Annotated in this window: 21 protein-coding genes and 1 riboswitch; of the genes, 15 read left to right on the forward strand and 6 right to left on the reverse strand. The window is 67.4% G+C overall.

The features are described from left to right. Nucleotides 1-16 precede the first annotated feature (16 nt). A complete protein-coding gene (locus RCF34_RS18060) occupies nt 17-1,801 on the forward strand; it encodes an IlvD/Edd family dehydratase (RefSeq protein ID WP_308709399.1) in 1,785 nt (594 codons plus the stop codon). A gap of 190 nt (nt 1,802-1,991) precedes the next feature. Next, nucleotides 1,992-3,257 (forward strand): lipid IV(A) 3-deoxy-D-manno-octulosonic acid transferase, encoded by a 1,266-nt coding sequence (waaA, locus tag RCF34_RS18065; protein ID WP_308709400.1) that lies wholly within the window; start codon nt 1,992-1,994, stop codon nt 3,255-3,257. Here waaA and RCF34_RS18070 read toward each other — a convergent pair. After that, the gene (locus RCF34_RS18070; RefSeq protein WP_308709401.1) at nt 3,203-4,699 is read right to left on the reverse strand and encodes a TolC family outer membrane protein; all 1,497 of its coding nucleotides are present in this window, start codon (nt 4,697-4,699) and stop codon (nt 3,203-3,205) included. The two genes, waaA and RCF34_RS18070, sit on opposite strands and share 55 nt — an antisense overlap. Before the next feature lie 109 nt (nt 4,700-4,808). Beyond that, nucleotides 4,809-4,935: riboswitch (TPP riboswitch) on the forward strand. Between the two features lie 102 nt (nt 4,936-5,037). On the opposite strand from RCF34_RS18070, the gene thiC reads away from it, so the two are divergent. Together thiC and cytX are read left to right on the forward strand one after the other, a co-directional pair. Continuing rightward, complete coding sequence (gene thiC / locus RCF34_RS18075; RefSeq protein WP_308709402.1) at nt 5,038-6,915, forward strand: phosphomethylpyrimidine synthase ThiC; 1,878 nt, start codon at nt 5,038-5,040, stop codon at nt 6,913-6,915. Between the two features lie 168 nt (nt 6,916-7,083). Beyond that, nucleotides 7,084-8,346, forward strand: coding sequence for a putative hydroxymethylpyrimidine transporter CytX (gene cytX, locus RCF34_RS18080; protein ID WP_308709403.1), 1,263 nt, complete (start codon nt 7,084-7,086; stop codon nt 8,344-8,346). Between the two features lie 469 nt (nt 8,347-8,815). Here cytX and RCF34_RS18085 read toward each other — a convergent pair whose 3' ends face one another. Then, on the reverse strand, nt 8,816-9,565 hold the full coding sequence (locus RCF34_RS18085) for an RsiV family protein (protein WP_308709404.1): 750 nt from the start codon (nt 9,563-9,565) through the stop codon (nt 8,816-8,818). Nucleotides 9,566-9,751: 186 nt separating this feature from the next. On the opposite strand from RCF34_RS18085, the gene RCF34_RS18090 reads away from it, so the two are divergent. The 8 genes from RCF34_RS18090 to RCF34_RS18125 all read left to right on the forward strand — a co-directional run bounded on the left by RCF34_RS18090 (nt 9,752) and on the right by RCF34_RS18125 (nt 18,214). After that, on the forward strand, nt 9,752-10,372 hold the full coding sequence (locus RCF34_RS18090; RefSeq protein ID WP_308709405.1) for an NUDIX domain-containing protein: 621 nt from the start codon (nt 9,752-9,754) through the stop codon (nt 10,370-10,372). Then, on the forward strand, nt 10,363-10,818 hold the full coding sequence (locus RCF34_RS18095) for a DUF1249 domain-containing protein (RefSeq protein ID WP_308709406.1): 456 nt from the start codon (nt 10,363-10,365) through the stop codon (nt 10,816-10,818). The genes RCF34_RS18090 and RCF34_RS18095 overlap by 10 nt, the downstream gene beginning before the upstream one ends. Before the next feature lie 139 nt (nt 10,819-10,957). Beyond that, complete coding sequence (cpdA, locus tag RCF34_RS18100; RefSeq protein ID WP_374941202.1) at nt 10,958-11,764, forward strand: 3',5'-cyclic-AMP phosphodiesterase; 807 nt, start codon at nt 10,958-10,960, stop codon at nt 11,762-11,764. Between the two features lie 93 nt (nt 11,765-11,857). Continuing rightward, nucleotides 11,858-12,466: a YqiA/YcfP family alpha/beta fold hydrolase gene (locus tag RCF34_RS18105; protein WP_308709408.1), complete on the forward strand. Its 609-nt coding sequence runs from the start codon at nt 11,858-11,860 to the stop codon at nt 12,464-12,466. Nucleotides 12,467-12,473: 7 nt separating this feature from the next. After that, nucleotides 12,474-14,372 carry a DNA topoisomerase IV subunit B gene (gene parE, locus RCF34_RS18110; RefSeq protein WP_183632907.1) on the forward strand — a complete coding sequence of 633 codons (1,899 nt, stop codon included), beginning with the start codon at nt 12,474-12,476 and terminating at the stop codon, nt 14,370-14,372. A gap of 117 nt (nt 14,373-14,489) precedes the next feature. After that, the gene (gene parC / locus RCF34_RS18115; protein WP_308709409.1) at nt 14,490-16,742 is read left to right on the forward strand and encodes a DNA topoisomerase IV subunit A; all 2,253 of its coding nucleotides are present in this window, start codon (nt 14,490-14,492) and stop codon (nt 16,740-16,742) included. Between the two features lie 94 nt (nt 16,743-16,836). After that, entirely contained in the window at nt 16,837-17,535 is a 699-nt protein-coding gene (locus tag RCF34_RS18120) for an ABC-type transport auxiliary lipoprotein family protein (RefSeq protein ID WP_308709410.1), read from the forward strand. An 88-nt stretch (nt 17,536-17,623) separates the two neighbouring features. Continuing rightward, nucleotides 17,624-18,214 carry an LON peptidase substrate-binding domain-containing protein gene (locus RCF34_RS18125; RefSeq protein WP_181125929.1) on the forward strand — a complete coding sequence of 197 codons (591 nt, stop codon included), beginning with the start codon at nt 17,624-17,626 and terminating at the stop codon, nt 18,212-18,214. Between the two features lie 317 nt (nt 18,215-18,531). Here RCF34_RS18125 and RCF34_RS18130 read toward each other — a convergent pair whose 3' ends face one another. After that, nucleotides 18,532-19,071: a type 1 glutamine amidotransferase domain-containing protein gene (locus RCF34_RS18130; protein ID WP_308709411.1), complete on the reverse strand. Its 540-nt coding sequence runs from the start codon at nt 19,069-19,071 to the stop codon at nt 18,532-18,534. Between the two features lie 218 nt (nt 19,072-19,289). Between RCF34_RS18130 and RCF34_RS18135 the strand changes: the two genes are divergently transcribed. The 3 genes from RCF34_RS18135 to RCF34_RS18145 all read left to right on the forward strand — a co-directional run bounded on the left by RCF34_RS18135 (nt 19,290) and on the right by RCF34_RS18145 (nt 21,441). Beyond that, nucleotides 19,290-20,114, forward strand: a complete 825-nt coding sequence (locus RCF34_RS18135) for an HDOD domain-containing protein (RefSeq protein ID WP_308709503.1) — start codon at nt 19,290-19,292, stop codon at nt 20,112-20,114. 143 nt (nt 20,115-20,257) lie between these two features. Then, a complete protein-coding gene (gene mutM, locus RCF34_RS18140) occupies nt 20,258-21,070 on the forward strand; it encodes a bifunctional DNA-formamidopyrimidine glycosylase/DNA-(apurinic or apyrimidinic site) lyase (protein ID WP_308709412.1) in 813 nt (270 codons plus the stop codon). Continuing rightward, a complete protein-coding gene (locus tag RCF34_RS18145; RefSeq protein WP_308709413.1) occupies nt 21,067-21,441 on the forward strand; it encodes a c-type cytochrome in 375 nt (124 codons plus the stop codon). The genes mutM and RCF34_RS18145 overlap by 4 nt, the downstream gene beginning before the upstream one ends. A gap of 8 nt (nt 21,442-21,449) precedes the next feature. On the opposite strand, the gene RCF34_RS18150 is transcribed toward RCF34_RS18145, so the two are convergent. From RCF34_RS18150 to RCF34_RS18160, 3 genes are read right to left on the reverse strand one after another with little or no spacing between them, the layout of a single operon-like run. Beyond that, nucleotides 21,450-22,976 (reverse strand): DHA2 family efflux MFS transporter permease subunit, encoded by a 1,527-nt coding sequence (locus tag RCF34_RS18150; RefSeq protein WP_183632900.1) that lies wholly within the window; start codon nt 22,974-22,976, stop codon nt 21,450-21,452. Between the two features lie 53 nt (nt 22,977-23,029). Continuing rightward, entirely contained in the window at nt 23,030-24,241 is a 1,212-nt protein-coding gene (locus RCF34_RS18155) for an efflux RND transporter periplasmic adaptor subunit (RefSeq protein ID WP_308709414.1), read from the reverse strand. A 16-nt stretch (nt 24,242-24,257) separates the two neighbouring features. Continuing rightward, a complete protein-coding gene (locus RCF34_RS18160; protein ID WP_308709415.1) occupies nt 24,258-25,712 on the reverse strand; it encodes an efflux transporter outer membrane subunit in 1,455 nt (484 codons plus the stop codon). Between the last annotated feature and the right edge of the window lies 1 nt (nt 25,713).

The following is a 25,713-nucleotide window of genomic DNA, read 5'->3' on the forward strand; positions in this document are numbered from 1 at the left end:
ACAACTAGAGACCATCATGACTTCCGCCAAACGCCCGCTGCGCAGCCAGCTCTGGTTCGATGACCCTGCCCACGCCGACATGACCGCGCTCTATGTCGAGCGCTACATGAACTACGGCCTGACCCGCGACGAACTCCAGTCCGGCCGTCCCATCATCGGCATCGCCCAGACCGGCAGCGATCTCACGCCCTGCAACCGTCATCACCTGGAACTGGCCCAGCGGGTCAAGGCCGGCATCCGCGACGCGGGCGGCATCCCCATGGAATTTCCGGTGCATCCCATCGCCGAGCAGAGTCGCCGGCCCACCGCGGCCCTGGATCGCAACCTGGCCTACCTCGGCCTGGTGGAGATCCTCCATGGCTTCCCCCTGGACGGCGTGGTGCTCACCACCGGCTGCGACAAGACCACCCCGGCCTGCCTGATGGCCGCGGCCACCACCGACCTGCCGGCCATCGTGCTGTCCGGCGGACCCATGCTCGACGGGCATTTCAAGGGCGAGCTGATCGGCTCCGGCACCGTGCTCTGGCACGCGCGCAACCTGCTGGCGACCGGCGAGATCGACTACGAGGGCTTCATGGCCCTGACCACCGCCGCCTCGCCCTCGGTGGGGCACTGCAACACCATGGGCACGGCCCTGTCGATGAATGCCCTGGCCGAGACCCTGGGCATGTCGCTGCCCGGCTGCGCCAGCATCCCGGCGCCTTACCGCGAACGCGGCCAGATGGCCTATGCCACCGGCAAGCGCATCTGCCAGCTGGTGCTGGACGACGTCCGCCCCTCGCAGATCATGACCCGCGCGGCCTTCGAGAACGCCATCGTGGTGGCCTCGGCCCTGGGCGCCTCCAGCAACTGCCCGCCGCACCTGATCGCCATCGCCCGGCACATGGGCATCGAGCTGTCGCTGGACGACTGGCAGCGCCTGGGCGAGGACATCCCGCTGCTGGCCAACTGCATGCCGGCCGGCAAGTACCTGGGCGAGGGCTTCCACCGCGCCGGCGGGGTACCGGCGGTGCTTCACGAACTGCTCAAGGCGGGGCGCCTGCACGGCGAGTGCCTGACCGTCTCCGGCAAGACCATCGGCAGCATCGCCGAGGGCGCCGCCAGTGCCGATCCCGCGGTGATCCAGCCCTACGAGGCGCCGCTCAAGCACCGCGCCGGCTTCATCGTGCTCAGCGGCAACTTCTTCGATAGCGCCATCATGAAGATGTCGGTGGTGGGCGAGGCCTTCCGCCAGACCTACCTGGCCGAACCGGGCAAGGAAAACAGCTTCGAGGCGCGGGCCGTCGTCTTCGAGGGCCCGGAGGACTACCACGCGCGCATCGACGACCCGGCCCTGGACATCGACGAGCGCTGCATCCTGGTGATCCGCGGCGCCGGCCCGGTGGGTTATCCGGGCAGTGCCGAGGTGGTCAACATGGCGCCCCCGGCGGCGCTGATCAAGAAGGGCGTCGATTCTCTGCCGTGCCTGGGCGACGGTCGCCAGAGCGGCACCTCGGCCAGCCCCTCGATCCTCAACATGTCCCCGGAAGCGGCGGTGGGCGGCGGCCTGGCGCTGCTCAAGACCAACGACCGGCTGCGCGTGGACCTCAATGCCCGCCGCGTCGATGTGCTGCTGGACGCCGCCGAACTGGAACGCCGCCGCGCCGAATGGACCCCCAACCTGCCGCCGGCCCAGACCCCCTGGCAGGAACTCTACCGGCAACTGGTGGGCCAGCTCTCCACTGGCGGCTGCCTGGAGCCGGCGACCCTGCATCTCAAGGTGATCGCCCGCGAAGGCGGGGTGCCGCGGCATTCGCATTGAGCGTCTGTTCAGAGGTTCGCGAGCTAGCGCCAAACAAGGCGAAAATGTTTGAGGACGCGGAGTTTACGAGTGGTAAATGAGCATTCCGAAAGCATTTTCAACGCCGTCTGGCCGACGCGCAGCAGCCCTTGGACAGGCTCGGAGGTATCGGGCTCGCGCTGGCGGCCTTGCTTCATTAAGCTCTGCCGCCATGAACCGTACCCTCTATAGCCTGATCTTCACCCTGGCCTTGCCCTTCATCCTGCTGCGCCTGCTGTGGCGCGGACGCAAGGCCCCCGCCTATCGGCAGCGCATCGGCGAGCGCCTGGCGCTGGGCTTGCCGGAAGTAACGCCCGGCGGCATCTGGGTGCACGCGGTGTCGGTTGGGGAGAGCATCGCCGCCGCGCCGGTGATCCGCGCCCTGCGCCAGCGCCATCCCGACCTGCCGATCACCGTGACCTGCATGACGCCCACTGGCTCGGAGCGTATCCGCGCCCTGTTCGGGAGCGACGTCCAGCACTGCTATCTGCCCTACGACCTGCCCTGGCTGGCCGGACGCTTCCTCGATCGCCTGCGGCCACGCCTGGGCGTGGTGATGGAGACCGAACTCTGGCCCAACCTCATCCACCAGGCGGCGCGGCGCGACATTCCCATCGCCCTGGCCAATGGCCGGCTGTCCGAGCGTTCGGCGCGTGGCTATGGAAAGCTGGGTGGGGTGACCGGGCCGATGCTGGCGGAGCTGGCCTGGCTGGCGGTGCAGACGCCGGTGGAAGCCGAGCGCTTCCGTGCCCTCGGTGCCCGTGCCGAGCGGGTTGCGGTGACCGGCTCCATCAAGTTCGACCTGCGCATCGGTCCCGGGCTGCCGGTCCGCGCCGCTGCGCTGCGCCAGGGCTGGGGCCATCGCCCGGTATGGATCGCCGCCAGCACCCACGCCGGCGAAGACGAGATCCTGCTCCAGGCCCATCGCCAACTGCTGGCCACACGCCCCGATGCCCTGCTGATCCTGGTGCCGCGCCATCCCGAACGCTTTCCCGAGGTATTGGCCGAGGTGCGTCGTGAAGGCTTCAGCGTGGTCCAGCGCTCGACGGGGGAGGCGGTGCAGCCGCAGACCCAGGTGCTGCTGGGCGACACCATGGGCGAATTGCTGTTTCTCTACGCCCTGGCCGACGTCGCCTTCGTCGGCGGCAGCCTGATCGAGCGCGGCGGCCACAATCCGCTGGAACCGGTCGCTCTCGGCCTGCCGGTGCTCAGCGGCCCGCACGTGTTCAACTTCCTCGACATCGTCGCCCAGTTGCGCGACGCCGGCGCTTTGGAAACAGTAGCGGAAGCCTCGGCCATCGCTGCCGCCGTAGTCCGGCTCTGGGCCGAACCAGCGGAAGCCGAGCGGCGCCGGCAGGCGGGCCTGGCGGTACTGTCCGCCAATCAGGGCGCGCTGGAGCGCCTGCTCTCCGGACTGGATACATTGCTCACGCCCTGAGCCGAGCGTGCCGGCAGGACGTCGGCGCGGGTCTTGGCCAGGTCCGGCGGCAGGAAGTCGCGATCCGGGTCGTAATGGGGGTCGAGATAGCCCGACAGCGCCAGCAGGTCGTTGGGCGCCAGGGTGCCGGCCGCCTGCTTGAGCCTCAGGGTGTCCAGGATGTAGTTGTAGCGGGCGTCGTTGTACTGGCGCACGGCGTCGTACAGCAGCCGCTGGGCGTCGAGCACGTCGACGATGGTGCGGCTGCCCACCTGGTAGGCGATCTCGGTGGCTCTCAGGGCGCGCTGGCTGGAGGCGATGGACAGCCGTCGGGCACGCACCTGCTCGATGTCGGTGTTGATCGCCCGATGGGCATTGCGGGTGTTCTGCACCACCTGGCGGCGCAGGCCCTCCTGGCGCTGTTCGCTCTGGTCGAGTTGCTGATAGGCCTGGCGCGCCTGGGAGCTGGTGGCGCCGCCGCTGTACAGCGGTACCTCCACCTGGATGCCGATGCTGCGGCTGTTGACCGGGCTGCCGAACAGGGACAGTTGCTCGGCGTTCGGCAGATTCACCGCGTCGTTGTCGCTGTGGCTGTAGCGCGCCACCGCATCCACCGTCGGCAGGTGCCCGGCGCGGCGCTGGCGCAGGGTTTCCTGGGCGGCGTTGACGCCCTGGCCAGCGGCCAGCAGCTGCAGATTCTGGCGCATGGCGGTGTCCACCCACAGCCGCGCATCGTTGGGTTGCGGCGGCAGGATCGGCAGGTCGTGGCGGATGCCGGCGATGCTGCCGTAGTCGCGATCGGTCAGCCGGGTCAGGGCTTGGAAGGCGTCGGCCACCTGCTGCTCGCTCTGGGAGCGGTTGGCCTGGGCGTTGTCGAAGCTGGCCTGGGCCTGGAGCACGTCGGTGTCGTCGGTCAGGCCGACCTTGTAGCGCTCGCGGGACTGGTCCAGCTGGCGGTACAGCGCCTTTTCCTCGGCACGGGCGGTGGCCAGGGCGTCCTGGGCGCGCAGGGCGCTGAAATAGCCCTCGGCGGTCTGCAGGATGAGTTGCTGCTGGGCGGCGGAGAATTGCAGCTCGGCCTGCTCGGTGGTGGCCTGGGCGGCCTTGAGCTGGAACCAGCGGTCGGCGCGGAACAGCGGCTGGCTGAGGGTGGCCTGGATCAGCTGGCTGCTGCGATCGCTATCGTAGCGGCCACCCTGGACGCCCAGCGCCGGATTGTCCTTGAGCTGCAGGCTGGTGTGGGTGTCGTTGAACTGGGCGCCAAGGCCGATCTGCGGCAGCAGGCCGGCGCGCGCCTGGGGCACCGCCTCGCGCTGGGCACCGAGGCCCGCGCGCTCGGCGGCGAGGTCGGCGTTGTTGTCCAGCGCCTCGCGGTAGACGTCGAGCAGGCCATTGCCGGCCACCTGGGCCTGGGCCAGGCCGGCCGTGGTGCAGAGCGCCGCGAGCAGCAGGAATCTTCGCATTCTGGGAGCCTTCCTTGAGGGACCGCGCCAGTGTAGTGGCTTCGTCCGAATCCGCCATAGGAGAGGAAATAGCGGTCGAAGTTTCTGCCGCTCCGGGTTTACACTGGCCGCGTTCTTGTCGGGGTGCGCTACGAGGCGCTGAGATCGGGTAGTCCCGGATCCCGTTGAACCTGATCGGGCTAGGCGCGCCGCATGGCGGTGCGTCAACCTGCGTAGGGAACAAGAGGGCGTCCGCCGTCTCCATCCGTGGTCGCCATCCGTCCGGGCTTGCCTCTTCTTGCGTGCCCACCCTTCGTCCAGGTTCTTCCCTCGGCAACGCGCCCACCAGGAGAGCCTCGATGAACAAGCAGAACAACGTCACCGACTTCACCCGCGTCGACCGCCAGTCCACCCGGCCGCTGCCCAATTCGCGCAAGGTCTACCTGACCGGCTCGCGTCCCGACATCCGCGTGCCGGTGCGGGAAATCTCCCTCGCCGATACCCCCACCGCCTTCGGTGGCGAGCAGAACGCGCCGGTGTGCGTCTACGACACCTCCGGTCCCTACACCGACCCGGCGGTGCGCATCGACCTGCGCAAGGGCCTGCCGGACGTGCGTTCACGCTGGATCGAAGAGCGCGGCGACACCGAACTGCTGGCCGGGCTCTCTTCCGAATTCGGCCAGGCGCGCCTGGCCGATCCGAGTCTCGCCGCCCTGAGATTCGACCTGGCGCGCCAGCCGCGCCGGGCCAAGGCCGGGCGCAACGTCTCCCAGATGCACTATGCCCGCCAGGGCATCGTCACCCCGGAGATGGAATACATCGCCATCCGCGAGAACATGAAGCTGCAGGAGGCCCGCGCCGCCGGCCTGCTCGGCAACCAGCACCGCGGCCAGAGTTTCGGCGCCAGCATCCCCCAGGAGATCACCCCCGAGTTCGTCCGCGACGAGGTGGCCCGCGGCCGTGCCATCATCCCGGCCAACATCAACCACCTGGAGCTGGAGCCGATGATCATCGGCCGCAACTTCCTGGTGAAGATCAACGGCAACATCGGCAACAGCGCCCTGGGCTCTTCCATCGAGGAAGAGGTCGAGAAGCTGACCTGGGGCATCCGCTGGGGCGCCGACACCGTGATGGACCTGTCCACCGGCAAGCACATCCACGAGACCCGCGAGTGGATCATCCGCAACTCGCCGGTCCCCATCGGCACCGTGCCCATCTACCAGGCCCTGGAAAAGGTCGATGGTGTCGCCGAAGAACTGACCTGGGAGCTGTTCCGCGACACCCTCATCGAGCAGGCGGAGCAGGGCGTGGACTACTTCACCATCCATGCCGGGGTGCGCCTGCACTACGTGCCCCTGACCGCCAAGCGCGTCACCGGCATCGTTTCCCGCGGCGGCTCCATCATGGCCAAGTGGTGCCTGGCGCATCACCAGGAAAACTTCCTCTATACCCACTTCGAAGACATCTGCGAGATCATGCAGGCCTACGACGTGAGCTTCTCCCTGGGGGACGGCCTGCGCCCGGGCTCCATCGCCGACGCCAACGACGCCGCCCAGTTCGGTGAACTGGAAACCCTCGGCGAGCTGACCAAGATCGCCTGGAAGCATGACGTCCAGACCATGATCGAAGGCCCGGGCCACGTGCCCATGCAGCTGATCAAGGAAAACATGGACAAGCAGCTGGAGTGCTGCGACGAGGCGCCGTTCTATACCCTCGGCCCGCTGACCACCGATATCGCCCCCGGCTACGACCACATCACCAGCGGCATCGGCGCCGCCATGATCGGCTGGTTCGGCTGCGCCATGCTCTGCTACGTGACGCCCAAGGAGCACCTCGGCCTGCCCAACAAGGACGACGTCAAGACCGGCATCATCACCTACAAGATCGCCGCCCATGCCGCCGACCTGGCCAAGGGGCATCCCGGCGCCCAGATCCGCGACAACGCCCTGTCCAAGGCGCGCTTCGAATTCCGCTGGGAAGACCAGTTCAACCTGGGCCTGGACCCGGACACGGCGCGCGCCTTCCACGACGAGACCCTGCCCAAGGACTCGGCCAAGGTGGCGCATTTCTGCTCCATGTGCGGGCCCAAGTTCTGCTCCATGAAGATCACCCAGGAGGTCCGCGACTACGCCAAGGAAAACGGCCTGACCGACGAGCAGAAGGCCATCGAGGCCGGCTTCCAGGAACAGGCGGCGCGCTTCAAGGACGAAGGCGGCGTGATCTACAAGCAGGTCTGACGACCGTAGGTTGGCGCCGAGCGCAGCGAAGCCGTCTCAGCCCAACCGACGTCTGCCAGGCCAGCACGCTGTTTCCGTAGGTTGGCGCTGAGCACAGCGAAGCCCAACAATGCCCGGCGTCACCCCACGACGTCGGGCGCCCTCAACCCCTTGTTCACGAGACCCATCATGGCCCAGGCCCCCGGCCTCTATACCCCCACCGTCCCCGTTCCGGCGGACCGCCGCATCCTTGGCGGGCGTGACCTCTTCACCCTCTGGTTCTCCCTCGGCATCGGGCTGATGGTGGCCCAGGCCGGCGCCCTGCTGGCGCCCGGCCTGGGCCTGGCCGACGGCCTGCTGGTGCTGCTGCTCGGCACCGCGGTCGGGGTGCTGCTGCTGGCCGCTGCCGGCCTGGTGGGCAGCGACACCGGCCTGGCCGGCATGACCGCCCTGGGCCAGAGTCTCGGCCAGCGCGGCGCGCTGTTGCCGGCGGTGCTGAACATCACCCAGCTGATCGGCTGGGGCGCCTTCGAACTGGTGGTGATGCGCGAGGCGGCCAGCGTGCTGCTGGGCAGCTGGGGCCAACAGGCCTGGTCCTCGCCCGTCCTCTGGACCCTGGTGTTCGGCGCCCTGGCGACGGCCCTGGCGGTAGCCGGTCCGCTGACCTTCGTTCGCCGTTTCCTCAGCCGCTGGGGTATCTGGCTGCTGCTCGGGGCCTGCACCTGGCTGACCCTGGACCTCTTCCTGCGCGCCGACCTGGCCGCGCTCTGGCAGCGCCCGGGTGACGGCTCCCTGAGCCAGGCGCTGGGCTTCGACCTGGTGGTGGCCATGCCGCTGTCCTGGCTGCCGGTAATCGCCGACTACACCCGCTTCGCCCGCACCGGCCGCAGCGCCGGTCGCGGCGTCATGCTGGGCTATTTCTGCGGCAACCTCTGGCTGATGGGCCTGGGCTTCGCCTATACCCTGGCCTTCGCCAGCGGCGGTGAAGCCGACGCCCTGCTGCGTGCCCTGGCCGTGGCCGGCCTCGGCCTGCCGCTGCTGCTGATCCTGCTGGACGAGTCGGAAAACGCCTTCGCCGCCTATCACTCGGCAGCCGTGGCGGCGGGTTTCCTCGCCCAGGTGAAGATCTGGCAGCTGACCCTGGCCATCGGCAGCCTCTGCACCCTGCTGGCGCTCCTGGTACCCCTGGCCCAGTACGAACACTTCCTGCTGCTGATCGGCTCGGTGTTCGCCCCGCTGTTCGGCGTGGTGCTGGTGGATCACTTCCTGCTGCGCCGCCGCCAGGCCCCGCAGCGGATACGGGCGCTGCGCCTGGAGTCCCTGATCGCCTGGGCCCTGGGCGTGGCCGTCTACCACCTGTTGCCGACCCTGCTCCCCGCCTGGGGCGCGACCCTGCCAGCCATCGTGGTGGCCGGGACCGCGCAGGCGCTGTTGGGGTTGAAGCGGGTATAAGCCGAGCTGTTGGGCTTCGCGGTGTTTAGCCCTGCCTGCGCGAGCCCTAATCCAGCGCGGGAAGATTATCCCGAATGCCGACCGGCCCCCTCTCCCGCGTGCGGGGGAGGGTTGGGGTGGGGGACGCCAAGCTGATTCGCGGTGTCTTCGGATACCTTCTGTTCCGCCCTCGCCGGGCGGGTTACTTTTTTCAATCGCGGCTGCGCGCCCCGCAAAAAAGTAACCAAAAACGCTCGCCCCGACTGGCCGGTCCTGCGCTTTGCGCAGGATGCCCTCGTGTCAGCCCCGCTCCAGTGGGCCGGAGCCGAAGGGCCGTCCTGGCCCTCGGCCCCTTTCGCGGCATCCATGCTGCTTACCCGCTTCCACGACGCTGTCGTTCGGCCGGCCAAACGGGGCATCCGGGTGCCGGCTTCTACTTCAGCAGTCGAATAGGATGGAAAACCGCCTAGCGTTTTCCAAACGCCAGATCCTACGGCTGACGCGCCTTGCCCCGGCCCGGGAAATACTCGCCCTTGAGGATGCCGTTGAGCTTGGGATAGGGAATCTTCAGCTCCGGATGGCCCATGGCGTAGGGGGCGATGCTGCCGATGTCGTACTTGAGCGTCAGGGCGCCGAAGTCCAGGGCCACGTTGTTGGTCTTGATGAAGGGCCACTGCTGGCGGAATTCGGCATCGCCGACGTTGTTGCTGAGCATCCAGGCCTCGCGTGACAGCTGCGCCAGGCGCCAGAACTCGGCTTCCTGCCCCGGTACCAGCATGTCGCCCAGGGTGATCTGCCGGTTCAGATGGCGATCCCAGGTGACGAAGTCGCGGCCGGCCAGGCCATGGGCACCGCCATTGGCCAGGTAGCTGGAGAACTCGATGATCACCAGGCCGTCATGCTGTTCACGCACCTTGGCCTGCAGATAGCTGCTCCACCGCGGCTGGGCCTTGGCGAGGAAGTCCCGCTCGTAGCTCCCCAGCGAGGCCGGGATGGGCGCGCCCGGCTCGGCACGGGCCAGACCCAGCAGGTGCCGCTGCACCAGGGCGTCCAGGGCCGGATCGCCGAATTCCACGTACTCGATGTTGATCAGCGGGCAGTCTTCGCCCTGGCAACCGGCCGGGCGGTGCTCCCAGGCCTGGTGGCGAGGCGTGAGGGGTTTGTCGAGGTTGGGGCCGAAGACGCTTTGGCAACCACCGAGCAGCAGGCCGGCGAGCAGGAGGAGCGGGCGGATACGCATGGGATTCCTTGTCATGGAAACAGAGAACGACGGCTTTCGAACCCGTCTGGCCCCATAAGTTTGCCAGGGGCGGGCGGAGGTTTCCCGGCTTGTTGTCCTTTTCGCGACTTGGCGCGCCAGGGGCTGCACGAGCGCAGGCGGCACGCTAGGATGAGCTGATCACCTTCAATCAGCGCTGGAGCGCCCATGACCGAAGCCAACGAATCCCAGGCGCCCGCCGTTGAAATCCTGAGCCGCGAGATCTGCTTCCAGGGCTTCTACCGCATGGCCCGTTTCCGGCTGCGCCATCGCCAGTTCTCCGGTGCCCTGGGCCCGGAACTGGAACGCGAGGTCTTCGTGCGTCCCGATGCCGTCTGCGTGCTGCCCTACGACGCCGTGCGCGACGAGGTGGTGCTGATCGAGCAGTTTCGCGTCGGCGTCATGGAAAAGACCGCTCATCCCTGGCTGCTTGAGCCGGTGGCGGGCTTGGTGGACAAGCAGGGCGAGGCCGTCGAGGCGGTCGCTCATCGGGAAGCCGAGGAAGAAGCCGGGCTGACCTTGCAATCGCTCTGGCCCATCTCCACCTACTTCCCCTCGCCTGGCGGCAGCGACGAACAGGTCTATCTCTACCTGGGTCGCTGCAGCACCGCGGAGGCCGGCGGCGTCCATGGTCTGGAAGAGGAGGGCGAGGACATTCGCGTCCATGTCTGGTCGCTGGACGAGGCACTGGCAGGGGTTCGCGACGGTCGAATCAATAACGCAGCGGCAATCATCGCCCTGCAATGGTTGGCGCTCAATCGCGCCGAGGTAAGGGGGTTATGGGGCTGAAACTGCGAGATCGCTACCGCGTTGACCTGCCGGGCCTGCAGGCCACGTGCGAGGCCAACTACGTGCGGCTGATGCGGCTTCTGCCCAAGATGCGCGAAGCCGTGGTATCGCGCCGCGTCATGTTGTCGCAAGGCGAGCGCCCGCTGGGAGTGCTCGCGCTGGAAGTCACCGAGGCCTGCCCCTATACGACGGTCTTGCGGGTGCGTCAGGAGCTTGGGTTGCCCTGGCTACCGGTGCCCGAACTGGAAGTGCGCGTCTATCATGATGCGCGGATGGCGGAGGTGGTGTCGGCCGGGGTCTCCCGGCACCTGCTCGGACGCTATCCCTATCCCAATCAGGCGATGCATCAGCCTGACGAAAAGAGTCAGCTCAATCTGTTTCTCGGTGAGTGGTTGAGTCACTGCCTGGCCTGTGGCCACGAAGCTGAACCTATCCTGCAGCGATGAGCACTGGGGCGCAACGCTGGCAGCCGCAGCTTCCCTCGCGCGGTGCAAGCTGCGAAAATGTGAAGCATGCACGTAAGTTCCCGGGAACTTTTCTGCACCCTGCCTGCGCTCGTTGTTCCCTTATGCCTAGGAGGCTTTGGTGAGTTTGCCGGATAGTGTCAACGCTCCCCTCGTCGTCCAATTGACCGATAGTCATCTGTTTGCGCGCGCCAACGGTCGGTTGTTGGGTATCGATACGGCCGCCAGCCTGCAACAGGTGGTGGCCCAGGTGGTACGGGAGCAGCCACGCATCGATCTGCTGCTGGCCAGCGGTGACCTTTCCCAGGACGGCTCCGTGGCCTCCTATCAACGCTTTTGCGAGCTGACCGAACCCCTGGCTGCGCCCATGCGCTGGCTGGCTGGCAATCATGACGAGAACGCGCCCATGGCCAAGGCCTGTGGCGATCGCGATTTCCTGGAGGCCGTCACCGACCTGGGCGCCTGGCGTCTCATCCTGCTCGACAGCACCGTGCGTGGTTGCGTGTTCGGGGAGCTGGAGCAGGCGCAGCTGGTGACCCTGGACGAAGCCCTGAGCGCCGCGCCCGAGCGTCCGGCTCTGATCTGCCTGCACCATCACCCGGTCCCTGTGGGCTGTGGCTGGATGGAGCCCCTGGGCCTGCACCGGGCGGACGAGCTGTTCGCCGTGCTGGATCGCCATCCCCAGGTCAAGGTGGTGCTCTGGGGACACATCCACCAGGAGTTCGATCAGCTGCGCAACGGTGTGCGCCTGCTGGCCTCTCCCTCCACCGGTCTGCAATTCGAGCCGGGTAGCGAAGACTTCAAGGCGGGCGACCAGGCCCCGGGCTATCGCTGGTTGCGCCTGTTGCCCGACGGCACTCTGGAAACCGGTGTCTCGCGCCTGCAACAGCATGCTTTCACCGTGGATCACAGCGCCGCGGGCTACTAGGGCTGCCAGGGCTGACGCCGGTCGGCTGCCTTGGTCGCGAGGGTCGAAACGGGTTACTCTTTACCTGTTTTTTTATCCAGTAGGAGCGGCCCGATGCCGTCGATCCTCTATATCCATGGATTCAACAGCTCACCCGCGTCCTTGAAGGCGCGGCAGCTGACCGCCTGCATGACCCGGCTCGGTCTGGCGGACCGTCTGCGCGCCCCGGCGCTGCCCAACGATGCCGACGCCGCCTTCGCCCTCCTGGAGCGCGAACTGGCGGAGCTGGACGCCCCCTTGCTGGTCGGCAGCTCCCTGGGCGGCTACTATGCCACCGTCCTGGCCGAGCGCCACGGGCTCAAGGCCGTGCTGATCAACCCGGCGGTCCGGCCCTGGCGCTTCATGGAGCACTACCTGGGCCCCCAGCGCAATCACCATACCGGCGAGACCTGGATCCTCACCGAGGCCCACGTCGAGGCCATGCGGGCGCTGGAAGTCGCGGCGCCGGTGGATCCCGAGCGCTTCCACGTCTGGCTGCAGACCGGTGACGAGACACTCGACCACCGGGACGCCGAACGCTACTACGGCGGCTGCACCCTGCGTATCGAGCAGGGCGGCGACCACGGCTTCCAGGGCTTCCATCGCCAGCTGCCCCTGCTGCTGGAGCTGGCCGGCTTCGACCCGGCGCTCTGGCGCGAGCTGGATTTCAACACCTTCGAATAGAGACCCCATGGCCACGCAGAACGCCTATAACGCCGACGCCATCGAAGTCCTCTCCGGACTCGACCCGGTGCGCAAGCGCCCTGGCATGTACACCGACACCTCCCGGCCCAACCACCTGGCCCAGGAAGTCATCGACAACAGCGTGGACGAAGCCCTGGCCGGCCACGCGCGCCAGGTGCAGGTGATCCTGCACGCCGACAACTCCCTCGAGGTGATCGACGACGGTCGCGGCATGCCGGTGGACATCCATCCGGAAGAGGGCGTTTCCGGCGTCGAGCTGATCCTTACCAAGCTGCACGCCGGCGGCAAGTTCTCCAACAAGAACTACCAGTTCTCCGGCGGCCTGCACGGCGTGGGCATCTCGGTGGTGAACGCCCTCTCGACCCGGGTCGAGGTGCGCGTCAAGCGCGAAGGCAACGAGTACGGCATGGCCTTCGCCGACGGCTTCAAGGCCAGCGAACTGGCCGTGGTCGGTAGCGTCGGCAAGCGCAATACCGGCACCAGCGTGCACTTCTGGCCGGACCCCAAGTACTTCGATTCGCCCAAGTTTTCCGTCAGCCGCCTGAAGCACGTGCTCAAGGCCAAGGCGGTGCTCTGTCCGGGCCTGGCCGTGAGCTTTTTCGACGAAGCCAGCGGCGAGCGCAGCGAATGGCATTACGAAGACGGGCTGAGATCCTATCTGATCGACACCGTGGGCGATGCCCTGCGGCTGCCCGAGGCCCCCTTCCACGGCAGCCTGGCCTCGGCCCGGGAAGCGGTGGACTGGGCACTGTTCTGGCTGCCCGAGGGTGGCGAGTCGGTACAGGAAAGCTACGTCAACCTGATTCCCACCGCCCAGGGCGGCACCCATGTGAATGGCCTGCGCCAAGGCCTGCTGGACGCCATCCGCGAATTCTGCGAATTCCGCAACCTCCTGCCGCGCGGGCTCAAGCTGGCTCCGGAAGATGTCTGGGAGCGCATCGCCTTCGTCCTCTCGATGAAGATGCAGGAGCCGCAATTCTCCGGCCAGACCAAGGAGCGCCTGTCCTCCCGCGAGGCCGCCGCCTTCGTCGCCGGGGTGGTCAAGGACGCCTTCAGCCTCTGGCTCAACGCCCATCCGGAGCTGGGTCAGCAGATCGCCGAACTGGCCATCAACAATGCCGGCCGCCGCCTCAAGGCGGGCAAGAAGGTCGAGCGCAAGAAGATCACCCAGGGCCCGGCGCTGCCCGGCAAGCTGGCCGATTGCGCCGGTCAGGATCCGATGAGATCCGAGCTGTTCCTGGTGGAGGGCGACTCAGCGGGCGGCAGCGCCAAGCAGGCGCGCAGCAAGGAATTCCAGGCCATCATGCCGCTGCGCGGCAAGATCCTGAACACCTGGGAAGTGGACGGCAGCGAGGTACTGGGCAGCCAGGAGGTGCACGACATCGCCGTGGCCATCGGTATCGATCCGGGCAGCGCCGACCTGAGCGGCCTGAGATACGGCAAGATTTGCATCCTCGCCGACGCCGACTCCGACGGCCTGCACATCGCCACCCTGCTGTGCGCCCTGTTCGTGCAGCACTTCCGTCCGCTGGTGGATGCCGGCCACGTCTATGTGGCCATGCCGCCGCTGTACCGTATCGACCTCGGCAAGGAGGTGCACTACGCCCTCGACGAAGCCGAGCGCGACGGTGTCCTGGATCGCCTGGCGGCGGAAAAGAAGCGTGGCAAGCCCCAGGTGACTCGCTTCAAGGGCCTCGGCGAGATGAATCCGCTGCAGCTGCGCGAGACCACCATGGATCCCAACACCCGCCGCCTGGTGCAGCTGACCCTCGAGGACGTGCCCGGCACCCTCGAGATGATGGACATGCTGCTGGCCAAGAAGCGATCCGGCGACCGCAAGAGCTGGCTGGAATCCAAGGGCGATCGCGCCGAAGTGCTGCTCTGAGCGCCTGACTCATTGGTCGTGTCCATCGCGGCCATGGGCCGCTCCTACGGTAGGAGCGGCCCATGGCCGCGATAAAGGCAAGCCACCCGATTACCGACGTAACACCAAAGGATTCCCATGAGTGCACCCCTCGACCTGAGCCTGGATGGCGTCGAACGCCGTTCGCTGGCCGACTTCACCGAGCAGGCGTACCTGAACTACTCCATGTACGTCATCATGGACCGCGCCCTGCCACATATCGGCGACGGCCTCAAGCCGGTCCAGCGCCGCATCGTCTATGCCATGAGCGAACTGGGCCTGGACGCCGACGCCAAGCACAAGAAGTCCGCCCGGACCGTGGGTGACGTCCTCGGCAAGTACCATCCCCATGGCGACTCGGCCTGCTACGAAGCCATGGTGCTCATGGCGCAGCCGTTCTCCTATCGCTATCCGCTGGTGGATGGCCAGGGCAACTGGGGGGCGCCGGACGATCCCAAGTCCTTCGCTGCCATGCGCTACACCGAGGCGCGCCTGTCGCGCTATTCCGAGGTGCTGCTCAACGAACTGGGGCAGGGCACCGTGGACTGGGTGCCCAACTTCGACGGAACCCTGAACGAGCCGGCGGTCCTGCCGGCGCGGTTGCCCAACCTGCTGCTCAACGGCACCACCGGCATCGCCGTGGGCATGGCCACCGACATCCCGCCGCACAACCTGCGCGAAGTGGCGGCCGCCTGCGTACGCCTGCTGGACGATCCCATCGCCGGCATTCCCGAGCTGCTCGAACATGTGCCGGGCCCGGACTTCCCCACCGAAGCCGAGATCATCACGCCCCATGCCGACCTGCGCAAGATCTACGAGACCGGTCGCGGCTCGGTGCGCATGCGCGCCGTCTACCGCCGCGAAGACGGCGACGTGGTCATCACCGCGCTGCCGCACCAGGTCTCCGGTTCCAAGGTGCTGGAGCAGATCGCCGCCCAGATGCAGGCCAAGAAGCTGCCCATGGTGGCCGACCTGCGCGACGAGTCGGACCACGAGAACCCGACCCGCATCGTCATCGTGCCGCGCTCCAACCGCATCGATGCCGACGAGCTGATGCAGCACCTGTTCGCCACCACCGATCTCGAATCCAGCTACCGGGTCAACCTCAACGTCATCGGCCTGGACGGCAAGCCCCAGGTCAAGGACCTCAGGCAGATCCTCCAGGAATGGCTGATCTATCGCATCGGCACCGTACGCCGCCGCCTGCAGTTCCGCCTGGACAAGGTCGAACGTCGCCTGCACCTGCTGGACGGCCTGCTGATCGCCTTCCTCAATCTGGATGAAGTGATCCATATCATCCGCACCGAAGAGCATCCCAGGCAAGCGCTGATGGCCCGCTTCGAACTCTCCGAGGACCAGGCCGACTACATCCTCGAGACCCGGCTGCGCCAGCTGGCGCGCCTGGAAGAGATGAAGATCCGCGGCGAACAGGCCGAACTGCTCAAGGAGCAGAAGCGTCTGCAGACCCTGCTGGGCAGCGACAAGAAGCTGCGCAACCTGGTCCGCGACGAACTGATCAAGGATGCCGAGACCTATGGCGACGCCCGGCGCTCGCCCATCGTCGCCCGTGCCGAGGCCAAGGCCCTGTCCGAAACCGAGCTCATGCCCACCGAGCCGGTGACCGTGGTGCTTTCCGAGAAGGGCTGGGTGCGTCAGGCCAAGGGCCACGACGTCGATCCGACTGGCCTGTCCTACAAGGCCGGTGACGGCTTCAAGGCGGCGGCCCTGGGGCGTTCCAACCAGTTCGCCGTCTTCATCGACTCCACCGGGCGCAGCTATTCCGTCGCCGCCCATTCGCTGCCGTCGGCGCGTGGCCAGGGCGAGCCCCTGACCGGACGCCTGACGCCGCCGCCGGGGGCCAGCTTCGAATGTCTGCTGCTGCCGGATGACAGCGGCCTCTATGTCCTGGCCTCGGACGCCGGCTACGGTTTCGTGGTCAAGGGCGAGGACCTGCAGGCCAAGAACAAGGCCGGCAAGGCACTGATCAGCCTGCCCAATGGCGCCAGGGTACTGTCCCCGAAGCCGGTGGCCTCCCTGGAGGACACTTCCATCGCGGTGGTCACCAACGAGGGGCGGCTGCTGGTGTTCGCCATCACCGAATTGCCACAACTGGCGAAGGGCAAGGGCAACAAGCTGATCTCCATTCCCGGCGAGCGGGTCGCCAAGCGCGAGGAATACGTGGTCGATCTGGCCGTGGTGCCGGCCGGCGCCTCCCTCACGCTGCAGGCCGGCAAGCGGCCCTATACCCTCAGGGGCAGCGATCTGGAGCACTACCGGGCCGAGCGCGGTCGGCGCGGCAACAAATTGCCGCGGGGCTTCCAGCGGGTGGACTCGCTGCAGGTGGAAACTTGAGCCGCCCGCGGTCAGCCGCTAGCATAGCCCGGATTTTTTCGACCAGGACTCGCCGGGCCGTGGCGCCCGTCGAGAGAGAGCCTCGATGAAACGGATGTGTCTTGCCAGGCTGGCGCTCGTTGGCCTGCTGGCCGGCCTGGGTGGCTGTGCCAGCCTCGGCCCCAGCCACTACTACCAGCTCGACGGCGGCAATGCGCGGGCGCCGGCGAGCAGTGAGCGTGGCCTTGCGGTGTGGATCGAACGCCTGCAGCTGGCCGACTACCTGCAGCGCGACGTGCTGCTCGAGCGCCAGCCCGATGGCAGTCTCAAGACCACCCGCGATCACTGGGCCGGGCCGCTCGACGCCAACGTGCGTCAGTTGCTGCAGCGCCAGCTCGCCGGTCGCCTCAACAGCGGCCGGGTGGTGGTGGGGGAGCAACCCGCAGGCTTCGACCCGCAGTACCGGGTGGAGCTGGTGGTGACCCGCCTCGATGCCGGTGACCAGGCGCCTGCCACCCTCGATGCCAGCTGGCAGTTGCGCGACGGCCAGGGCCGGCTGCTGGACACCGAGGTGATCCACCTGCAGACCCGGCACGGGGGCGATCGCGCGGCCCAGGTGCGGGCCCAGGGCGAATTGCTGCAGCAACTGTCGGCGCGGCTGGCCACCGATCTCACCAAGGTCGCCCAACGCGGCCGACGCGAGACCGAGATGGCGCGCAAGGAGCCGAAGAAACTTGTCGAAGAGGCCCAGGCCCGGCCGACGCTGCCGGCCGTGGTGCCCATCCGCACCGGCGCCGAGGTCTATCGCTTCTGATCCGACCAGGCCCCGCGCGTCGCCGCGCGGGAGCCTTCGGCGGCGCTCGATGCTCTATCCAGCAGGACCCTCAAGCCCCGGAGGTTTCATGACGCTGCCCCTGTTTCCGCTCAACACCACCCTGTTTCCCGGCTGCCGCCTCGATCTGCAGCTGTTCGAGGCCCGCTATCTGGACATGCTCGGCCGCTGTCTCAAGCAGGGCAGCAGCTTTGGCGTGGTGACCATCCTCGAAGGCCGCGAGACCGGTGCCGCGCCGAATCGCCTGGGCGCCTACGGCTGCGAGGCGCTGATCCGCGACTGGCAGCAGCAGAGCAATGGCCTGCTGGGCATCCGCATCGAAGGCGGGCGGCGCTTTCGCCTGCTGAGCCAGGAAGAGCAGCCCGACCACCTGGTGGTGGGGGAGGTGGAGTGGCTTCCGGAGACCGAGCCCCAGCCGCTGCGTGATGGCGACGCCGATCTCATGGCGCTGCTGGTGGCCCTGGCCCAGCACCCCATGGTCGCCAGCCTGGACATGGGCGGCGAAGTCGCCGACCGCCAGGCCCTGGGTTGCCAGCTGGCCTATCTGCTGCCGTTCGAGGCGCACCTCAAGCTGGAATGGCTGGGCCTGAACGACCAGGGTCAGCGCCTGGCCGACATCGAGCGCCATCTGGTGGATTTGCAAGGTGATTTCCAGGCCTGAGAGCCTGTTGATAAGCCGCTGCGCGTCGGCCAAACGCTGTTGAAAACACCCTGGATCGCCAGCCCGGCCGGGATGCTCATTTACCCTATGTAAACCCGGGCGCGGGTCCGATCCGCTTCCTCAGGCGTTTTCGCGGGGCCGCCCAGGCCTGTGTGGCTCTAGCCCGCAAGATGCTGAACAGGCTCCGGACCCAAACGCCAGGCAAAAGAAAGCCCGCCGGGCAGGGCGGGCTAAAAGTGCTTTGGGGGCACTCGATAAGACTCTGGCACTTTGCCATAAGTTCAGTCTTATGAGATCAAAGTGCCAGTCTGGCTGGATCAGCTCGCCAGCAATTTGATGAGTTCGCGATTGAAGGCCGGAATGTCGTCTGGCTTGCGGCTGCTCACCAGTTGACCGTCGACGATGACCTCCTGGTCCTGCCAGGTGGCGCCGGCATTCTTGAGGTCGTCGGTCAGCGAGGGCCAGCTGGTCAGGGTCTTGCCTTGCACCAGGCCGGCGGAGATCAGCAGCCAGGCGCCGTGGCAGATGACCGCGACCGGCTTGCCGGCGTCGGCGATCTGCTTGGTCAGCTGCTGGGCCTGCGCGTCGATGCGGATGGTATCGGCGTTGACCACGCCGCCAGGCAGCAGCACGGCGTCATAGTCACCGGCATTGGCCGCGGCGAAGGTGAGGTCCACCGGAAAGCCGTCGGCCGGCTCGGTGCCGTCCCAGCCGCGCACCTCACCGCGCTCGGCGGAGATGATGTGGGTCTGGGCGCCTGCCTGCTCCAGGGCCTGCTTGGGGCCGGTGAGTTCGGCCTGCTCGAAGCCGTCGGTGACCAGGATGGCAATTTTCTTGCCGTTCAGGGATGTAGCCATGGGGCGGATACCTCGATGGAATTCGGTCGGGCTAGCCTTTTGCCAGCGCTCCTGAATCCGGCTCGTTTTGCCCCTGCTAAGTTCCTTCGTCGCGCCCGATGGCATCGCCGGGCGGCGCGGGGTAAATTTGCGACATCCATCGCAGAGTAGTCCCCATGTCCCAAGCGTCCCCTCAGCTGACCGAGGAGCAGATCCGTCAGGCCCTGCAAGGCATCAGCATTCCTCCGCAGCCGCAGATCATGGTGGATCTGCAACTCGAACAGCTCATGCCCAATCCCGATCTCAAGGTCATCTCCCGCCTGATCGGCCAGGACCCGGGGCTCTCGGGTGCCTTGCTCAAGCTGGTCAACTCGCCGTATTTCGGCCTCAGCAATCGCATCACCTCGATCCAGCGGGCGGTCAACCTGCTGGGTAGCCAGTCGGTCATCAACCTGATCAACGCCCAGTCGATCAAGGGCGAGCTCACCGACGAGACCATCGTCATCCTCAACCGCTTCTGGGACACCGCGCAGGACGTCGCCGAGACCTGCCTGAGCCTGGCCAAGAAGACCGGCTACCCGACCCCGGACGAGGCCTATGCCCTGGGTCTGTTCCACAACTGCGGCATCCCGCTGATGCTCAAGCGCTTCCCCAACTACATGGCGGTGCTGGAAGAGGCCTATGCCAGCGTCAACGAGCAGGTGCGGGTGGTGGACGTGGAGAACCGGATATTCAACACCAACCACGCCGTGGTGGGTTATTTCATCTCCCGCTCGTGGCGCCTGCCGGAACACGTGGGCCAGGCCATCGCCAATCACCACAACGCCCAGTCGGTCTTCGACGAGGACTCGACCACCGACATCCAGATCAAGAATCTGCTGGCACTGCTGAAGATGGCCGAGCACATCTGCCGCTGCTATCGCGCCCTCGGTGGCCAGGACGAGGATCACGAGTGGCAGGCCATCGCGCCGCGGGTGCTGGATCACGTCGGCCTGTCCGAATACGACTTCGAGTCGCTCAAGGAGACGATCCTTGAGATGGGCAGCGGTCGGATCAATTACTAGATTTGGGCAAAAGGGCTGGCGCTCACCCTTCGGCCAGCCTTCGGCCAGCCTTCGGCTGTTACTCCCGTTGGTCGTTGCTCGCTGCCTGACCTTCGCTCGGCGCCTTTTGAGCCAAATCTCTGGAATAAGCCTCATGGATCCTCATGCCCGAATTACCTGAAGTCGAAACCACTCGCCGGGGCATCGCGCCCCATGTCGTCGGTCAGCGCGTGCGCCGGGTCATCGTCCGCGATGGCCGGCTGCGCTGGCCGGTACCCGAGGACCTGGACGTGCGCCTCTCCGGGCAGCGCATCGAGGCCGTCGAGCGACGGGCCAAGTACCTGCTGATCCGCGCCGAGAGCGGCACCCTGATCGGTCACCTGGGCATGTCCGGCAGCCTGCGCCTGGTACCGGCCGACCAGCCGCCGGCCAAGCACGAGCACGTCGACATCGAGCTGGAGTCGGGGCTGTCGCTGCGCTACACCGATCCCCGGCGCTTCGGTGCGCTGCTCTGGACCCAGGATCCCCACGCCCATGTGCTGCTCAGCAAGCTGGGCCCCGAGCCGCTGACCGAGGCCTTCGACGGCGGCCGGCTGTTCGAGCTGTCGCGCGGACGCAGCATGGCGGTCAAGCCCTTCATCATGGACAACGCCGTGGTGGTGGGGGTAGGCAACATCTACGCCGCCGAGGCGCTGTTCGCCGCCGGCATCGATCCCCGCCGTGCCGCCGGCAGCGTTTCCCGAGCACGCTACGATCGCCTGGCCGAGGAGATCAAGAAGGTCTTGGCGCGTTCCATCGAGAGCGGCGGCACCACCCTGCGCGACTTCATCGGCGGCGACGGCGCGCCGGGCTATTTCAAGCAGGAACTGTTCGTCTACGGACGCAAGGGCGAATTCTGCAAGGTCTGCGGCACGGGGCTGCAGGAGGTCCGCCTCGGCCAGCGCGCCAGCGTCTATTGCCGCAAGTGCCAGCGATGAAAGCCCTGGCCGGGGTGGTCCTGCTGACGCTGCTGGGCGGGGAGGCCGCCTGGGCGGATGCCGACAACGGCCGCAACCTCTTCCTGCGCCGCTGCCACAACTGCCATTCGGTGGGGCCGGGCGCCCAGTCCGGCTTCGGGCCCCAGCTCAACGACCTCTTCGGTCGCCAGGCCGGGAGCCTGGCCGGCTATAACTATTCCGACGCCATGCGCCAGGCCGGCTTCGCCTGGGACCGCGAGGCCCTGGCGGCCTTCCTGCGCGATCCCGAACGGAAGGTGCCGGGCACCAAGATGAGATTCTGGGGCATCGGCGACGCCGAGGACCTGGGCGACATCGCCGACTACCTGGAGACGCAGCACGGCGCTCCCTGAATGCCTTGCTAGTGGTCGCCGCCACCGGCCCCCGGCTTGGCCGCGAAGGGCGGCTTGGCCAGCCAGATGATCAGGAACAGCCCCATGAAGATCCAGCCGAGCAAGGTGAAGTAGTCCACCGTGGAGAGCATGTAGGCCTGGCCTTCCACCACCTTGTCCAGCTGGGCATAGGCCTGCTGCGACGGCCCGCCGAGGGCGTCCAGGTAATGCTGGGTGGCCGGGCTGTAGACGGTGACGTCCTCGGTCAGCTGGGCATGGTGATGGATGGCACGGCGCTGCCATAGCCAGGTGGTCAGGGACGAGGCGAAGCTGCCGCCCAGCACCCGCAGGAAGGTCGCCAGACCGCCGCCATCCGCCAGCTCCGACGGCTTCAGGCTGGACAGCAGGATGCTGGTGGTCGGCATGAAGAACAGCGCCACGCCCAGGCCCATGAAGGTCTGCACCTCGGCGATGTGGCGATAGTCCACCTCGTTGTTGAAGGTGGCGCGCATGAAGCAGGACGCCCCGATCACCAGGAAGGAGCCGCCGGCCAGCAGGCGCAGGTCGGTCTTGTGCGCGAACTTGCCCACCAGCGGCGAGAGGATCACCGGCAGGATGCCGATGGGCGCCGCGGCCAGACCCGCCCACACCGGGGTGTAGCCGAGCTGGGTCTGCAGCCACTGGGGCAGCAGCAGGTTGATGCCGAAGAAGCCCGAATAGCCCAGCACCAGCGCCAGGGTGCCGAAGCTGAAGTTGCGATAGCGGAACAGCCGCAGGTTGACGATGGGATGCTTGTCGGTCAGCTCCCAGATCACCAGCGCGGTCAGGGCCACGGCGGAAAAGGCCGCGCCCAGGCAGATCAGGTTGGATTCGAACCAGTCCAGGTCGTTGCCCTTGTCCAGCACTACCTGCAACACGCCCACGCCCAGCACCAGGAGGATCAGCCCGACATAGTCGATGGGCTGGTGCACCAGTTTTTCCGGCTTCTTGCCCAGCTGGCTCCAGACCACCAGGGTGGCGAAGATGCCGATGGGGATGTTGATGAAGAAGATCCATGGCCAGCTGTAGTTGTCGGTGATCCAGCCGCCGGCGATGGGCCCGATGATGGGCGCCACCACCGTCACCATGGCCAGCAGCGCCAGGGCCATGCCGCGCTTGGCGGCCGGAAAGATCGCCAGCAGCAGGGTCTGGGCCATGGGATAGAGGGGGCCGGCGACGAAGCCCTGCATGGCGCGGAAGATCACCAGCTCCGGCATGGAGGTGGCGATGCCGCAGAGGAAGGAGGTGATGACGAAGAGCACCACGGCGGCCATGAACAACTTGACCTCGCCGAAGCGACGCGCCATCCAGCCGGTCAGCGGCAGGGCGATGGCGTTGCTCACGGCAAAGGCGGTGATGACCCAGGTGCCCTGTTCCGAACTCACCCCGAGGTTGCCGGAAATGGTGGTCAGGGCGACGTTGGCGATGGTGGTGTCGAGCACCTGCATGAAGGTGGCCAGGGACAGGCCCACCGTGGCGAGCACCAGGCTCGCCGGGCGAAAGGCGTTATCGCTCATGACGGGTTACCAGAAGGGTGGGCGGGGAGGCTCGCCGACGAGCCTCCAGGGCTTTAGCGCTTGGCGACGCCGGCAGCACGCGCCGCCGGACCGTTGACGTGGATGATCTGCTGGATCAGCTGGTCGGCGTCGGCCAGCTGGTGATCGTAGACGTCGGTGCTGTAGCGCGGCTGCTGCGGCGTGGTGGTAGGCAGGCGGGCGCCGTCCTGATCGTGCAGGTCGACGTCGACCACGGTCGACAGGCCGATACGCAGCGGGTGCTTGTCCAGGTTGTCGCCTTCCAGGCGGATCCGCACGGGCAGGCGCTGGACGATCTTGATCCAGTTGCCGGTGGCGTTCTGCGCCGGCAGCAGCGAGAAGGCGCTGCCGGTACCCACGCCCAGGCTCTCCACGGTGCCGCGATAGCGTACGTCGTCGCCATAGAGGTCGGAGTGGATTTCCACCGGCTGGCCGATGCGCATCTCGGCGAGCTGGGTTTCCTTGAAGTTGGCGTCGATCCAGATCTGGTCCAGGGGCACCACGGCCATCAGCGCCGCACCGGGCTGTACGCGGCTGCCGACCTGCACGGAGCGCTTGGCGACATAGCCGCTGACCGGCGCCACCAGGGTGCTGCGAGCATGATTCAGATAGGCCTGGCGCAGCTGGGCGGCGGCGGCCTTGACGTCCGGGTGCGAGGCGATCTCGGTGTCGTCCACCAGCGCCTGGTTGGTATCCAGTTGCTGCTGGGCGGAGGTCAGCGAGCTCTGCGCCGCTACCAGGGTGTCGCGGGCATGGGCCAGTTCTTCCTTGGAGATGGCGCCGCCCTTGGCCAGCTGCTGGCGGCGGGCGTAGTCGGCACGGGCGCGCTCGACCTCGACGCGCCGCGCCGCCACCTGGGCCTTGTAGCTGTCGACGTTGCTGAACAGGCCGCGCACCTGGCGCACGGTCTTGGCCAGGTTGGCCTCGGCGCTCTGCTGGGCCACGGCGGTGTCGCTGGGATCGAACTCCACCAGCGGCTGGCCCTGGCGGACGAAGTCGCCATCGTCCACGGCGATGCGGGTCACGGTGCCGACGACCTGGGGCGTGATCTGCACCAGGTTGCCGTTGACGTAGGCGTCGTCGGTGCTGGCATGGAAGCGGCCATAGAGCAGGTGGTAGCAGTAGACGCCTACGCCGGCCAGGATCACCACCAGCAGCAGGAGCAGCAGGAAGAGTTTGCGTTTGCCGGAGCGCTGCGGCTTCTGCTCCTGGGCATTGTCGTTGGGGGTTGCGGCGGAATCGGCCATGGTCGGGCTCTCGGTATCAGTGGGTGGCCGCAGCGGCGGGTGCCGGTGGCAGGTTGGACGGTTGGAAGCCGCCACCCAGGGCCTGCATCAGCAGCACGCCGCTGTCGATGCGATCGGCCCGGAGGCTGGCCAGCTGGCGCTCGGCCTGCAGCAGTTGCTGCTCGACGGTCAGGGCGTCGAGGTAGTTGCCGATGCCGGCGCCATAGCGCTGCATGGCGATGTCGAAGGAGCTCTTGGCGATATCGCGGGCCCGTTGCTGCTCGACGATCTGTTGGTCCAGCGAGCGCTGGCGGGTGATGGCATCGGCGATGTCGCCCAGCGCCTGCACCAGGGTCTGGTTGTACTGGGCCACGGCCAGGTCGTAGTCGGCGTCCCGGCTGGCGAGATCGGAGCGGCGGCGCCCGCCGTCGAAGAGCGGCAGCGACAGCGCCGGACCGACGTTGAAGAAGCGCGCCGGTCCGCCGAACAGGGCGTCGCCGAGGATGGCCTTGCTGCCGGCGGCCACCGTCAGGTTGAGATTGGGATAGAAGTTGGTCTTGCTGGCGACGATGTCCTTGCTCGCGGCCTCCACGCGCCAGCGGGCGGCGACCAGGTCCGGGCGCCGCCCGGCCAGTTCGGCGGGCAGCTGGGCGGGCAGATTCACCGCGGAGGGGGCGATCAGCTTGGGCCGCGGAATCTCGGCGCCACGGTCGGGGCCCTTGCCCAGCAGCACGGCGAGGCGGATCTGGGCGGTGCGCACCTGCTGCTCGGCGGCGGTGTGGGCCGAGGCGGAGCTGGCTTCCAGACTCTGGGTCTGCTGCAGCTGGTAGTCGCTGTCGAGGCCGGCGTCGACCCGGCGCTGGGCCAGGTCGAGCATGCCGCGGGTACGTTCCAGGTCCTGCTGGGCCACGTCCAGGCTGGCATAGGCCAGGCCGAGCTGGTTGTAGGCGCGGCTGACGTTGGCCGCCAGGGTCAGGCGCGCGGCCTGGCGATCCACCTCGCCGGCGCGGGCGCGACCCAGGGCGGCTTCCCAGGCGGCGCGCTGGCCACCCCAGAGGTCGAAGCTGTAGCTGCCGCTCACGTCGAACTGGCGCAGGGTGCTGTAGCGGTCGCCCTGGCCAAGGGGATCGTCCGGTCGCGCCAGGCGCGAACGGGTCACACCGCCATTGGCGTCGATCTGCGGATAGCGATCGGCGTCGGCGGCGAGTACCGCGGCATCGGCCTGGCGGCTGCGCGCATCGGCTTCCTGCAGCGAGGGGCTGTCGCGCAGGGCCTCGCGGATCAGGCTGTCGAGTTGCGGATCGCCCAGCCGGCTCCACCAGTCGGCGCTCGGCCACTGGGCGGGGGAGAGGCGATCGCTGGCAAAGGTGGCTTCGCCCTTGAGCGTCGCCGGATCCACGGCGCGCCCCTGGGTATGCAACCCCTCGGACGACACGCAGCCGGCCAGCAGCAGGGCGGCGCAGAGGGCGGTCAATGGCAGGCGAAAGGTCATG

Source organism: Pseudomonas sp. 102515, from assembly GCF_031085165.1.
Taxonomy (GTDB): domain Bacteria; phylum Pseudomonadota; class Gammaproteobacteria; order Pseudomonadales; family Pseudomonadaceae; genus Chryseomonas.